General features: G+C 31.3%; 14 protein-coding genes. 7 read left to right on the plus strand and 7 right to left on the minus strand.

The features are described from left to right. Positions 1-301 precede the first annotated feature (301 nt). From NLG42_RS21550 to NLG42_RS21565, 4 genes are read left to right on the plus strand one after another with little or no spacing between them, the layout of a single operon-like run. Entirely contained in the window at positions 302-985 is a 684-nt protein-coding gene (locus tag NLG42_RS21550; RefSeq protein ID WP_257682310.1) for a multiubiquitin domain-containing protein, read from the plus strand. 7 nt (positions 986-992) lie between these two features. After that, the gene (locus NLG42_RS21555) at positions 993-1,424 is read left to right on the plus strand and encodes a DUF6791 domain-containing protein (protein ID WP_257682311.1); all 432 of its coding nucleotides are present in this window, start codon (positions 993-995) and stop codon (positions 1,422-1,424) included. Then, a complete protein-coding gene (locus tag NLG42_RS21560; protein ID WP_257682312.1) occupies positions 1,414-2,148 on the plus strand; it encodes a ThiF family adenylyltransferase in 735 nt (244 codons plus the stop codon). The genes NLG42_RS21555 and NLG42_RS21560 overlap by 11 nt, the downstream gene beginning before the upstream one ends. Next, on the plus strand, positions 2,132-2,485 hold the full coding sequence (locus tag NLG42_RS21565; RefSeq protein WP_257682313.1) for a ubiquitination-like system serine protease family protein: 354 nt from the start codon (positions 2,132-2,134) through the stop codon (positions 2,483-2,485). The genes NLG42_RS21560 and NLG42_RS21565 overlap by 17 nt, the downstream gene beginning before the upstream one ends. A gap of 496 nt (positions 2,486-2,981) precedes the next feature. On the opposite strand, the gene NLG42_RS21570 is transcribed toward NLG42_RS21565, so the two are convergent. Further along, a complete protein-coding gene (locus NLG42_RS21570) occupies positions 2,982-5,012 on the minus strand; it encodes a DEAD/DEAH box helicase (RefSeq protein ID WP_257682314.1) in 2,031 nt (676 codons plus the stop codon). After that, positions 5,009-5,845 (minus strand): Hachiman antiphage defense system protein HamA, encoded by an 837-nt coding sequence (locus NLG42_RS21575; RefSeq protein ID WP_257682315.1) that lies wholly within the window; start codon positions 5,843-5,845, stop codon positions 5,009-5,011. The genes NLG42_RS21570 and NLG42_RS21575 overlap by 4 nt, the downstream gene beginning before the upstream one ends. A 179-nt stretch (positions 5,846-6,024) precedes the next feature. On the opposite strand from NLG42_RS21575, the gene NLG42_RS21580 reads away from it, so the two are divergent. The 3 genes from NLG42_RS21580 (at position 6,025) to NLG42_RS21590 (ending at position 7,869) form a co-directional block, all read left to right on the plus strand. Further along, entirely contained in the window at positions 6,025-6,408 is a 384-nt protein-coding gene (locus tag NLG42_RS21580) for a hypothetical protein (protein ID WP_257682316.1), read from the plus strand. A 17-nt stretch (positions 6,409-6,425) separates the two neighbouring features. Then, positions 6,426-6,893 (plus strand): HAD domain-containing protein, encoded by a 468-nt coding sequence (locus NLG42_RS21585; protein ID WP_257682317.1) that lies wholly within the window; start codon positions 6,426-6,428, stop codon positions 6,891-6,893. A gap of 475 nt (positions 6,894-7,368) precedes the next feature. Beyond that, positions 7,369-7,869 (plus strand): hypothetical protein, encoded by a 501-nt coding sequence (locus tag NLG42_RS21590; RefSeq protein WP_257682318.1) that lies wholly within the window; start codon positions 7,369-7,371, stop codon positions 7,867-7,869. Between the two features lie 74 nt (positions 7,870-7,943). On the opposite strand, the gene NLG42_RS21595 is transcribed toward NLG42_RS21590, so the two are convergent. The 5 genes from NLG42_RS21595 to NLG42_RS21615 all read right to left on the minus strand — a co-directional run bounded on the left by NLG42_RS21595 (position 7,944) and on the right by NLG42_RS21615 (position 12,633). Beyond that, the gene (locus NLG42_RS21595) at positions 7,944-8,759 is read right to left on the minus strand and encodes a serine protease family protein (RefSeq protein ID WP_257682319.1); all 816 of its coding nucleotides are present in this window, start codon (positions 8,757-8,759) and stop codon (positions 7,944-7,946) included. 275 nt (positions 8,760-9,034) lie between these two features. Beyond that, complete coding sequence (locus NLG42_RS21600; RefSeq protein WP_257682320.1) at positions 9,035-9,841, minus strand: sulfatase-like hydrolase/transferase; 807 nt, start codon at positions 9,839-9,841, stop codon at positions 9,035-9,037. A 426-nt stretch (positions 9,842-10,267) separates the two neighbouring features. Continuing rightward, positions 10,268-11,023, minus strand: a complete 756-nt coding sequence (locus tag NLG42_RS21605) for an NUDIX hydrolase (protein ID WP_257682321.1) — start codon at positions 11,021-11,023, stop codon at positions 10,268-10,270. Positions 11,024-11,061: 38 nt separating this feature from the next. Further along, positions 11,062-11,571, minus strand: coding sequence for a cupin domain-containing protein (locus tag NLG42_RS21610; protein WP_257682322.1), 510 nt, complete (start codon positions 11,569-11,571; stop codon positions 11,062-11,064). A 6-nt stretch (positions 11,572-11,577) separates the two neighbouring features. Beyond that, on the minus strand, positions 11,578-12,633 hold the full coding sequence (locus NLG42_RS21615) for an alpha/beta hydrolase (protein WP_257682323.1): 1,056 nt from the start codon (positions 12,631-12,633) through the stop codon (positions 11,578-11,580). Between the last annotated feature and the right edge of the window lie 6 nt (positions 12,634-12,639).

Here is a 12,639-nt window from a genome sequence, read left to right on the forward strand (position 1 = left end):
AAAAAAAGTAAAGAATAATTTGCGTAACATAATTATTATTGTACCTTTACAAAAAAACAAAGCCGAGAAAACAAAGAAAAATAAAAAAGCCTAATTAATTAGTGGAATAATTAATTAGGCGGTTCCTAAAGGGTAATGTGTCGAACAATTTATTTGAGACTTCTCATCTCAAATCCCTATGTATTTTGTACTGCAAAAGTAGTAATTCTCATTGAATTACACAAGTAGCAATACGAAATAGTGTTACAATGGAGCTTCATTCTAAATGTTGCTCATTAATTTAAACTTAATACTTATTGCTATGCAGCACAACAACAAAAATGCCGGTAAGCCGGTACTGAATTTCGTAGTCAACAAAATGAGCTATGAATGGTTAGACCAGTATATTACTGGCGAACAAATCCGAAAAATTGCCAAAATAAAAGGTGATGATAAACTTTATTTACAAATCACAGAACCTTGGGACGACGAATTGATTTTTGATGACACTAGAGTCAATTTAGCAAGGCTTGGTATTGAAGACTTCTACACAGCAGCAAAACTAAAATTTACAGTTAATGAAAAATTCTTCGATTGGTCTGAGCAATTTATAAACGGCAAACAAATTCGTGAAATAGCAGGAATTGAATCCGATGACAAAATTTTCTTAGACAATAGAAAACCTTATTTAGATAATTTGATTGAGAATGATGAGCAGGTGGATTTAGCGCGTCCTTCAATCGAACGCTTTTATACAGTTCCTGTTAATTTGAATACCACAATAATTGTATCAGGTAGTCCGCATCAGTGGACAAAACCTCAAATAACATTTGAAGAAGTTATCATATTAGCATATGGTTCTTTTGAAAACAATCTAAATGTTGCATATACAGTAGCTTATGAAGATGGTCCCAAACAGAACATTGAAGGATCGTTGATTAAGGGTAATGCAGTTTACGTTAAACATAACATGATATTCCATGCAACCGCTACTGACAAGTCATAACCCAGATATGATGAAGCTTTGGGAAGCTGGATATGATATGGAATTTCTTGGTGGCCAGTTTTTACTGGTCCACCGCATTCCATATGTGAACTTAACAGGTGAGATCCGTTATGGCACAATAGTTTGTGTACTAACACCACTCACCCCTTTGGTACTTGGGAAAATGGACGATCATACTGTACGTTTTATCGGCGAAACTCCATGTCATGTAAATGGTCGTCGCTACGATGAAATTATTATTGGTGATACTCCTCAAATTTTAATTCCTGGACTTACGGTGAATTTTCATTTTTCTAGTAAACCTAAAGGAACCGGTATTTATCCTGATTTTTACGAAAAGGTTAGGACATACACCGAAATTCTTAGCGCACCAGCAAAAGCAATTGACCCTTCTCTAACAAATAGGCCAAGAAAGGAGGTATTTGAAAATGAGAAATGAGACATTCAAATATCCCGACACTAATTCATCCCGTGCTGGAATTGGAGCTTTGAATACAAAATTTGAAGATATGAAAATTGCAATCATTGGAGTCGGAGGAACAGGATCGTATATATTAGACTTAGTCGCTAAGACACATGTAGATGAAATTCATCTGTACGATGGTGATATTTTTCAAGTACATAATGCTTTTAGAGCTCCTGGCGCTTGCTCAGAAGATATTTTTGATCCTAATGGCAATCTAACAAAGGTGAAATATTATACTGATATTTATTCGCGAATGCGTAATGGAGTCATTGCACATCCCGTAAATATTGATGAGGCAAATATATCTGAATTGGATAATTATGATTTCGTATTTATAAGTGTTGATAGCAACAAAGTTAGAAGTTTTATTACTCGTCAACTTGTTAAACTAAAAATTCCATTTATCGATGTAGGCATGGGGATAAATCAAGTAGGCGATCAACTTTTAGGAACAGTACGAGTAACTGCAGGAACTCCTGAAAATAATAAGCATCTAAATTATCGCATTGGCACAGAAGAAGTTGCAGAAAATAAATACGCAAGCAATATACAAATAGTGGATCTGAACTGCCTTAATGCAGCATTAGCAGTACTTCGCTGGAAAAAAATGATTGGTTTCTATCAGGATTTAAAAAAGGAACACAATAATTTATATTTTATCAACACAGGAAAATTACTCAATGAGGACCTTACTTAAGTACGAGTTTGTAGAGTTTATTCCTCTTGTATTAGACGAAGGAATATTATATATTACCGTTAAATATAAAACCGCTGCGCATTTATGCGCATGCGGTTGCGGTAAAAAAGTTATAACACCAATTACTCCTAATCGATGGTCGTTGGCATATGACGGAGAAACAATTACCTTATCACCTTCGATAGGAAACTGGAGTTTTGAATGTAGATCACATTATTGGATACGCAAAAATAAAATTATTGAAGCACTTAATTGGAATCAAGACCACGTTGATTACGTACGTGAAAAACAATATAAAAAGACTTGGAAGTTTTATAAGAAAAAGAAAAAAAAATAATCGCATATAATATGATACAAAGAAATAAATAAGCCGTCATAAAATAGAATAAGATTAGCAAGGAAAGATTAAAGCTGTTTAGCAGTCTTCAGTACTAGGGAATAACAGAAGACAAAATTATGCAGAAATATTGAAATTGCAAAAAAATACAATTGTCATTCACATGTGATTATAAAAAATTAAATTGTGAATTTTGCAAAAAGTGAAGTTATGCAAAAAAATACTGATTGATCCCAAACTCCAAGGTATTTAGAATAAAAAAAATATAGAAGTAATACTACCAAAAAAAATAATATTTAATACAGATCAAATAATAAGATAAAGGCAGAATTAAATAACTCTATCTTTATCTTTTATCTTTTATCTTTTATCTTTTATCTTTTTACCCTTAACGAATTGGTCTAGTTTCTAATTAACAGGATACAACGGAGTACTTTTCTGAACTTTATCTAACTTAGATTATAAATTAATCATTTTAATTGCAATTTCTGAACTACTATTCAAAATAAACTCTCAAATCACTCATTAATTCTTCTTCATTTATAATATTCTTTATATCAAATATGGAAAAATTATTTGGCAATCTTTCAGAAATCTTGTTCAAATGCTCCTTTACTCTAAAATAAGGAATTCCATATTCAAATAGTTTTGTCATAATTTTTTTTAATTCCTCTCTGTTGGTATTTTTTTCACCAAGAAACTTATCGTAAAATGACAATATTTTGATATTAGCTTCGCTTTTCATTTTACTATTTATAAATCTTCGCTTATTATAGGTTTGGTAAAGTTTATCCAATTCTATAACAAACTCTAAAGCGGGAATAATTTTATGAGGTATTACATTGTAAATCATCTTAATTACTATAGAGACTAATTTAGACTTTTCAAATGTTGAAAATTTTTTGTCCAACTTTAATTTATTAACTATTTGAGTTATTGTTTGATAATCTGAATTTAAAATCACATTAAGACTATTGTTATTAATTTTAGCACTATCGAGGCTTTTTAATTTTGCTAATATGGCAAACAAATTCGTATTTGGACTTTTGACAAATTCCAACAAATCCTTAAACTGTTTAATTGTAAAACCGTAATTATTTAATAATTGGCATATCTCTTCAATTGGAATATTTCCATAGTTTGAATCTCTCAAGTATTTCTTCGTTTTTTCTTGATATTGATCGGTTGATTCATCATTCACAAATTCACCGAAACTTGCCGATTTATATTCCTCCTCTCTATTTATTTCTATAATTTCTGCCTGATCTTTAACAATAAAATTTAATTGAATTTTTTCATAAGGTACATTAGCTTTGACAAATAGCTCCTCATGAATACTTTTATAATACACATTTCCAACTTTGTGTTTTCCCAATCTTCCAGCCCGACCTATCAAATTTTTAAATTTTATAATATTTTTATCTCCCAAAATATTACTTGAAGTAGTTATGAAAATATTTTTTGTGGGAGTATTTACACCCTCAATAATTGACGATGTTGCCAACAACGTTTTTATTTCAGAGTTATTAAATAAGCTGATGACTTTTTTTTGAACAAATTTAGGCATTGGTCCGTAATGTATTCCAACACCACTTCTAAGTGCTATAAGAGGAATCCACTCAGGATGAAAATCATATTCAACACGTTCAATCCATTTATTATTTAAACCAAATATATTAGACGGACCATTGATTTTATTTGTAAAAAAAGATTCAGCCTCACCTGGTGAATCAAAATAAACTAAACTATTTTCCTTATTGTTTTTTATATCTTCTATTAACCTATTTTCGAAATCAACAAGAGAAGCAAAATGTTTAGCTACAGGCGTAAATTCAGATATAACAATTTTAAAATTTACATCATTTAACCCATTAATTTCTTTCACCAAAGGAAGTAGTAATATAACCTTATTTGCAAAAGACAAAGTATCAATAAAAGTTCTATTTAAAATAACTTCCCTACTACTATCAACCTTATCGCTTAATTTATAAGCTTCATCTATTACAAATAAATCAATCCTTTGATTGTAAATTTTATAAATTTGATAATACTTTTCCTGAGTTCCAATAAATATACTTTTATCTGCTATTTTATCTACATTCTTAACCGTATCAAAAACCGTGTAACCTAAGACCTTAAATACTGAATTAAAATCGTCAACCAGTTCATCTGCTAATGAATTTGTCGGAACCAAAAAAACAATTTTTTTTGGTTGAAAATTATAAATGAATTCTTTTACTAACATAGTTTTTCCAAAACTAGTAGGAGCAGAAACTACAACCCGTTCGTTTTTAACTATTTCATCGTAAATTCTCTTTTGTTCGGCAGTAAATGAAATCCCCTGCAAACTATGATTTAGTAAATTATTTTGGAGAATAAACTCCATTTGTTTTGAAAAGAATGATTCGTCTTTCTTTTCTTCATAATAAGGAGACAAATCAAATAAAAAAAGATCTTCAATTTTGACTTCATTTTTATCTTGATCTAGCAGTTTAATTAACTCCTCTCTTTTGTTTTGATCTATCATTTATTGGTTTTTAAATTAATTATTAAATTCAAAGCTTTCCGTTGAGCTTTAAAAATTAATTTTTTTTTAGAATCAATAGGTAAATGATACAGATGAATTTTATAATGTTCTGGAAAATCACTTATAGATACATTGTTAATTAAATTGTATGCTGAGTCATATTTATCTTTATTGTCTTTCGTATGTAAAACAAATCCAGATAAAACAAGTGGCATTTTTTTTATATCAGCAGATGTCTTCTCACATATATCTCCCGTAATTCCTTTAATAATTATCTCACTTGTAGAGCTAATTATATTTTTTATGTAATCTTCAAGTTTACTTTTAAAAGAACTATCTGTTATGATTGAAGTAATACCACCATATAATTCACCATAAAATTTAGCTTCGCCCAAAACAAGAGTGCTATTTGAAAACATGCAAACATCAGCTCCAGTGGATACTTTTGTTAAATTTTCATTTACAGCGATAACGCCAATGACCAAATCGTTATCTATATAATCAATATTTAATCTAGCTAATAAAGCCTCTGCAAAAAAAGAATAATATGACTTAATATTATTACCTTGATCAATAAAATCATTTATTTCTTCATCTGTCACTTCATCTTCACGATTTGCAAAACTTGTTTCAATAAATTTCTGCAGTTGGATTATTCCTTGCTTTTTAGAATATAGTAAATCTTTCTGAAAAAGATAGTTTAATTTCTTTTCTTCAAACAATGTATCTAAAATATAAGAATCCAATTCTTCCAATGTCAATGTATGACTATAAATAGAAAAATTATATTTTCCGCAGATACTCTGTGATTTATTTGCTATAGTTAAGTCCATTAATTAGTAAGGTAGATATAAAATTTTAAGAATGTTAAATTACTGCGCAATTTATACAATATCTTCAGAATAAAAATATGGAAACCCGTAAAGTATATGATATTAAAACCTTTTATATTGACATCTAAGTGTTTTTAATTAAAAATATCGATCTTTACCACGAAACAAAACAACCATAAATGACAAAAATAACTGAACATTTAATCAAAGATTTTTTTAGTACTAATTCATTAAAATATAGATCTTCGCATAAAAAACTCTCACTGCCGATTATAAATAGAATTTACAAGAAAATGATAAATGATATAAATTTTGATGATATCAAGGTATGTGACGGATTAATAATTGATGGACATCACCGTTACATTAGCTCTATAATTGCGGGAATTAAAATTGGAGAAACTAAATCTCTAAAAACTTCTGCAACGAAAGAATATAATTGGAATGAGGTAGAATTTACCGAATCTGAATGGGATACTGATGATAAAATACTCGAACTTAACATATTAGACGCTGATTACAATAGTATTTCATTGGAACAAATTATTGATATTATAAAATAATATAGTACCTTTGTATCATGTTAATATTTTTAGACATAGACGGCGTAATGGTTCCTGGAAATTCGTGGAAAAGACCAGAATTTTTAAATGATGGCTTTCCTGAATTTAGTCCTAGGGCAGTTAAAGCACTTCAGAAAATTATATCTGAAACTAGTGCTGATATTATATTGACTACTTCTCATAAATCAAAATATGATTTAATAGAATGGAAAAGTATATTTAAAAAAAGAGACTTAAAAATTAATCGGATTCATCGTCTTGAAGAAAATGTAAATTATTTAAATAGAAGACAGGAAATAATGCATTGGTTTAATGTCAATGATTGTGAAGCATTCATAATTATTGATGATGATAAATCATTAAACGCGTTACCAACCTTCTTAAAATCGAAATTAATTCAAACTAGTGCTTCAGTTGGCTTAACAGATGATTTAGCCAATCAGGCCTTGGAGATAATACAAAGAGACCGGTATACACCCGCATAATATTATTTATAAAAAGGCTGAAATTTATTTTCAGCCTTTTTACATTTAAAAAATTTCTTCTCGTATTATCTTTTATCGGCAATTTCCAATTTTCTTGGTTATATATTACACCACGCTTAAATAATCACCTATATTCCAAATAATGATTTGAGAGTTGAATTAAAATATAATTAATTATATGCCAGATTCGTGGCAAAAACAAGTTGAGAAAAACGACTTATGAGGTAAAGCAAGCTCTCCCGAGCTTAGGTTCATAGGTTTAAATACCACCACTCAATTAAAAAAATCAAGGAAGATTTTTGATCAGGTAGCAACCTAAAACATCTCTTTTAAAAAATGATTATCAAATATAATTTTAAAATATCAGTGACGTTTAATAATAACTTTAACTAAATAAAAAAGATCTGCAGCATACATTATTGAAAACTTTATTTTATAGATTAAGTTTACCTTTATCAAAATAAATTACAGAGCAATGTTTGAAAATTTTAATATTCCGCTAAAAGATCTTTTTTATTTGATTGGCATAATAGCTACGTTATACTTAGGTATAAAAAATATTTCGTTATCAAATAAAAATAGAAAAAACAGTTTGAGAGAAAGTGTTTTTAAAGAACAGATAACGTTTATGTTGAAACTTTCAAGCGAGGTCATTAAATTACATCGATCACTGTCTTTTTTAAACAACAAAACAACAGTAACAGATGAACAGCAAAAAGAAATTATCGAACAAATTTTAATAATTCATGAAGTTTTACTTACTTACTCTGTGATTTGCTCAAATAACGTATTAGAGCTTACAAAGATTACAATAGATAACGCTAATACATTTTTAGAATATAAAATCGGCAAAAACGAATCTAGTGAAGAAAAATATAATGAGTACGTTGTTTCTTTTACAAATATAATGTCACAATTTAAGAAAGAATTAGGAATAGAAAAATTGAAGAAAGAGAATGAATCTCTATTTACATAATAGATTTAAACCAGAAGTTTTTACAATTTAAGTTTGTGATGTGCGAATAGTTTTGACATAAAAGAGAAGCGGGTTTATCTGATTGTTTTAATGTGGGAGTCAGGAAAATCAATATCAACAAACTTCTTTATCATACCTATGACAACATCAATACGGGTTCCGATAACTATATTTCTGTTTTTAATGGACCAGTCGGTCATTATAGCTGTTAATTTAGGTTTTATGATTCCAACTGCCAAATCGAGGGGATCAGTGAACCATAACCCGCACCCACTGATACCGTACAGGTCTGGCCCTGTACCGTAAGTTCCCCTACTGCTGTCATATGCATGCTTTTTATTGTACGATGCTACAATATTAACATAAGGGTTTCGTCCAAACGCTGCATAATACTCCTTTCCAATAGGAGCAGTGAAATGGAAAAATGTGGTGATGTCGAAAACATCAGTTTTATATAAGGCTTTTGCTCTTGTAGCCGGATACCCAAGAAATGTGTAAAATTCTTCACTCTGGAATATATGATTGATGGCCAAATCCTCTGCCTGAAGAAATTTATAGGAACGGAGAATATGGGGAAGGCAGTCATCATCCAAGCGCAGGACAGCGATATCAATCGCATCCTTATCCCGATCTTCTGCCCGATTGATGTAGGTGTCGCCTCCCGGTTTGATTATTTCATACTCCTTGGACAAGAAAATGAAAAACTCTCCATGCTTATCCAGAACATGGGCCGCCGAAACAAGGAAATAGTGCTCATGAATCTGAATAAACACGCCAGTTCCATGAGCTTTATACTTTGTGTTATCAAGCAAGATTATGCAGGTGTAGCTCTTCATAGCACCTACGCTTAAAAACTGCAATTTCCTGTATGCATCAGCTTGTACTTCCATAAAATTTTTTTTGTATTAAAAGGTAATCCAAACAGGATCAACACCAAACATATAACATTGGCAATCATACTTTTGATTTATCATCCCAAAAACTTTAGGATTTCAATACAATTAAGCAATTAGCAAATATGGAAATTTTTCAAACATTTGCAATGGAGTGGATACCTTTATTGGAAGAAAAAATTAAGGCAGTTAAAAAACTTAATTATTTTAATTTTGACATTTTTATTTTTATGGCAGAATCGTGGCACGTTGTATTTTTGATAACAAGATAGTCAACGAAAACAAGGGCTAAGCAGCGTAGGTTCGAATCGTATATGCATCGCACCCGGCGCAAAATACATAAACCATGGCTTATCTGCTGATATCGAATTTTGATTTCCCAACCACGATATTGCTTCATTTGTCATATCTGGTGTAAATAAATAGTTAGGATCTTCCGTAATCCCTTTTTCTATTGGTTGAATGTTTTGATACAATTGGGGATAGTACTGATTTGTTTCTCCTCCAATAAAACCATAGAATCTTTCAAATCCTTTCCCAGTTGGCCATCTATCGAATGGACCTAACGGACTCGTTTCCCAATCAGGTGTATTGTGCCATTTTCCAAAGGCTGCTGTATTATATCCGTTATCTTTCAAAATTTCCGGAATTGCAGCATTGTCCAATCCCCAATAACTATCATATCCAGGATATCCAGTTGAACCTTCTGTTATCCCAGCATTACCACTTTGATGATGATTTCTGCCTGTTAATAATGCTGCTCTTGTTGGAGAACAAAGTGCTGTAGTATGAAAACGATTATATAACAACCCTTTTTGAGCCAGTCTGTCAATATTTGGGGTTGGAATAAGACCACCGAATGGCTCTGTCCCTCCAAAACCTAAATCATCAATCAGAATCAATAAAACATTTGGAGCACCTGCTGGAGGAGTAATTGGTTGTGGAAAATCTGGTTTTGATGTTTTGTAAGTAGTTTCGATTTTTCCATTAAAAGGTGGTGTTCCTTTTGGTAGATTTTGTCCAAATCCTGAAAATGCCATTAAAATAAAAGGGAGAATAATTTTTAGTTTGAAATTCATATTACAAGATTTTAACATTATTAAAAAAATCGCATCAGTTTCAAATCGCTTCCAATAAATTGATTTGAATCAAACTAAGTTACAATAAAATTAAAAAATTATGTATATAAACATGTTTAAATTAAAAAATGAAACAGACCTACCAAATTATAGCTCAATCACTTGCTAAATTTATTTGAATATAAAATTAATTATACAAAAGAAGTTTTGTGAAAATTTAAAATCACTATCAAGAAGCGATTTCATAAAAATCATCCATGAATTGGTTAGATAATTGAATGCTTCCCGCTACTAGACAAGAAGTTTGAGAGAAATCTGAGACTTTTTTTTATATTTACTTTTCAATTAATTTTCTTTTACGATATTTATATGGCAAATCTACGCTTATGCTTTTTGTTCATATATCCGTTATTTAATAACCATATATTACCAACCTTCCTTAAATCCATTCTGAAGTGCATTTATATATTTATAATTATTAAACTTATAAAGATTAGGTGCTTTATGCGCTTTGCCTTCCATTCTTGGCTCATCCATTTTATCTAAGATGTCATAGCCAATCATCTTTCGATAAAAATTTCCTCGATTAAGTTTTTTTCCGAGTATAATTTCGTAAAGCCTTTGTAATTCAGGCATTGTGAATTCTAAAGGAAGAAGATTATAGCCAATTGGTTTGTAATTAAGTTCTTTTCGCACCGTCAATAATGCCTTATCCAAAATTTCTCTGTGATCCATCATCATTAAAGGCAAAGCATCAATATCTGTCCACTGGCAGGAACTTGAGAAAATATCCGGAACAGGATTTACTTTTAGATAATCAGCAAGTGCATAAAACCCAAGTGAAATAAAACGCTGTTTGTGCCAAAGATCATCATTATAATTAAAAAAAAATCCTTCACTTCTATTCAGTCCGGCAAAGACTTTGAATTGTTGCAGATAAATATCATCCGCACCAGTTCTATCTGCCAATATTCTTTTCGCGGCATGATCTGTCGCTTCATTTTTTTTAATATATCCTCCCGGAAGTGACCACAGATCCTGATCTTTAAGCTTCACTAATAGTACTTTCAAATTATCTCTATTATAACCGAAAACAACACAGTCAATAGAAAGATGTGGTAAATATTCTTCTTTTGCAGTCTTGGAAAATTCCAACAAAAGTTTTTCTAAAGTGTTTTCCATTTCTGAGATTAACTATTTTAAAGTGTTATTATGTATTGTTAATTATTTTTTACATCGCTGTATTGAGAATCACTAACGGGTTCCAGCCAGACTACAGATCCTTTGTTTGTACTGGTACTTATTGCGATGTGCACTAAAGTGTCATCAACAGCAGCTCCATGCCAGTGAATAACATTTGGAGGACATTTTATCACATCTCCTTTTTTTATTTCCACAATATGCTTTCCCTTTTCCTGATAATAACCTTTTCCTTTAGTAACCAAAAGAATCTGGCCACCTCTATGATAATGCCAATTTGTTCTTGCTCCAGGCTCAAAAGTCACATTCCCTATCTGCGTGTTGTAGATTGTATCATTTTCTGCCAGCATTGAAAGCCAAGCAGATCCTTTAAAATTATTATTGGTGATTTTTGCGCCTTTGGAAAAAATCACATTTTTGTCTGCACTTTTTTTGTCCTCATTTTGATCCTTATTCTTAGCACAAGAAACTAACAGCATCGCAGCAATACCTAAAGAAAGTGTCCAAATATTTTTTAAATTTATTTTCATTAGTTTCTAAAGATTAATTTTATAAAAACTCAACAATTTAACCATTGCCTGCGATACATATTCGGGTTTATAATAAGTCTGAATGTGCGTGGCGCCATTGATAACAAACAACTCCTTATTTTTAGAGTTAACTGCTTTTATAAATGCTTCATCGGTCATGTATTTCGTATCCGCTTTGCTTCCTGCCATCATTAATAATGGTTGATTAATCAAGTCCATATTCGAACTTGCATCCCATGTCATTAGGTCCAGAAGACTGCTCGTTGTATATAAAAAGGTTGAATTCGGATGAGCGTATATCCTGTAATAATATTCATATCCTTCACGATATAAGTTGGTCGTTGTCTTTGCAATTTCTTCATCAGATATACTCGCAACACCTGAATACATTATTTTAGCGCCAGAAATTTCCTGATCGCGGGCATCAGAGGCCTGTTTCAGTCGTTCCTGAATTGTAGACAGGGCTGTATTCTGAAATCCGTTACGTCTTACCTCTCCGGAATTAAACATGCTTAAAGTTGCAACTGCTTTAAATCGTTTATCGGACTGAACCGCTTTTAAAGTGTAACCGCCTCCGCCGCAAATACCTAAAATACCCAAACGAGCTTTATCTACACCTTTAAAATGGGTAATATAATCTGCCATACCGTGAATATCTTCCACACGGTAAAAAGGTTTATCGGTATGACGGGGTTCGCCTCCGCTTGCTCCCTGAAAAGCAGCATCAGCAGTAATAGTTATATAACCAGCCTCTGCTAAACGCTGTGCATAAAGTCCAGCCGTCTGCTCCTTTATACCACCGTTGGGATGGGCCACTACAACTGCCGGGTATTTCTTTGATTCATCATAATTTGCCGGCGTGTAAACATTGGCGGCAATATCGATGCCGTTCAATTTGTAAGATACTGGATGAATATTTACTTTTCCTTTTTCATTTTTGGTTATGGCTCCATCATAGACTAAAGTAAATGGATTTTGCTCATACCTTTTTTGAGTTGATTGTGCATTTGCCATATTTGTCGTTATTATAACTGCTATTAATAGTGCTGTTTTTATCATCATTTCTAA

It is taken from the genome of Flavobacterium plurextorum, from assembly GCF_024638035.1.
In the GTDB taxonomy this organism is placed as follows: Bacteria; Bacteroidota; Bacteroidia; order Flavobacteriales; family Flavobacteriaceae; genus Flavobacterium; species Flavobacterium plurextorum.

Excerpts from the sequence above, each read along its gene's own strand:
- NLG42_RS21605 (WP_257682321.1), bottom strand. The coding sequence starts at position 11,023 with ATGGAAAACACTTTAGAAAAACTTTTGTTGGAATTTTCCAAGACTGCA.
- NLG42_RS21615 (WP_257682323.1), bottom strand. The coding sequence starts at position 12,633 with ATGATGATAAAAACAGCACTATTAATAGCAGTTATAATAACGACAAAT.
- NLG42_RS21570 (WP_257682314.1), bottom strand. The coding sequence starts at position 5,012 with ATGATAGATCAAAACAAAAGAGAGGAGTTAATTAAACTGCTAGATCAA.
- NLG42_RS21560 (WP_257682312.1), top strand. The coding sequence starts at position 1,414 with ATGAGAAATGAGACATTCAAATATCCCGACACTAATTCATCCCGTGCT.
- NLG42_RS21585 (WP_257682317.1), top strand. The coding sequence starts at position 6,426 with ATGTTAATATTTTTAGACATAGACGGCGTAATGGTTCCTGGAAATTCG.
- NLG42_RS21580 (WP_257682316.1), top strand. The coding sequence starts at position 6,025 with ATGACAAAAATAACTGAACATTTAATCAAAGATTTTTTTAGTACTAAT.
- NLG42_RS21610 (WP_257682322.1), bottom strand. The coding sequence starts at position 11,571 with ATGAAAATAAATTTAAAAAATATTTGGACACTTTCTTTAGGTATTGCT.
- NLG42_RS21600 (WP_257682320.1), bottom strand. The coding sequence starts at position 9,841 with ATGAATTTCAAACTAAAAATTATTCTCCCTTTTATTTTAATGGCATTT.
- NLG42_RS21590 (WP_257682318.1), top strand. The coding sequence starts at position 7,369 with ATGTTTGAAAATTTTAATATTCCGCTAAAAGATCTTTTTTATTTGATT.
- NLG42_RS21575 (WP_257682315.1), bottom strand. The coding sequence starts at position 5,845 with ATGGACTTAACTATAGCAAATAAATCACAGAGTATCTGCGGAAAATAT.
- NLG42_RS21550 (WP_257682310.1), top strand. The coding sequence starts at position 302 with ATGCAGCACAACAACAAAAATGCCGGTAAGCCGGTACTGAATTTCGTA.
- NLG42_RS21595 (WP_257682319.1), bottom strand. The coding sequence starts at position 8,759 with ATGGAAGTACAAGCTGATGCATACAGGAAATTGCAGTTTTTAAGCGTA.
- NLG42_RS21555 (WP_257682311.1), top strand. The coding sequence starts at position 993 with ATGATGAAGCTTTGGGAAGCTGGATATGATATGGAATTTCTTGGTGGC.
- NLG42_RS21565 (WP_257682313.1), top strand. The coding sequence starts at position 2,132 with ATGAGGACCTTACTTAAGTACGAGTTTGTAGAGTTTATTCCTCTTGTA.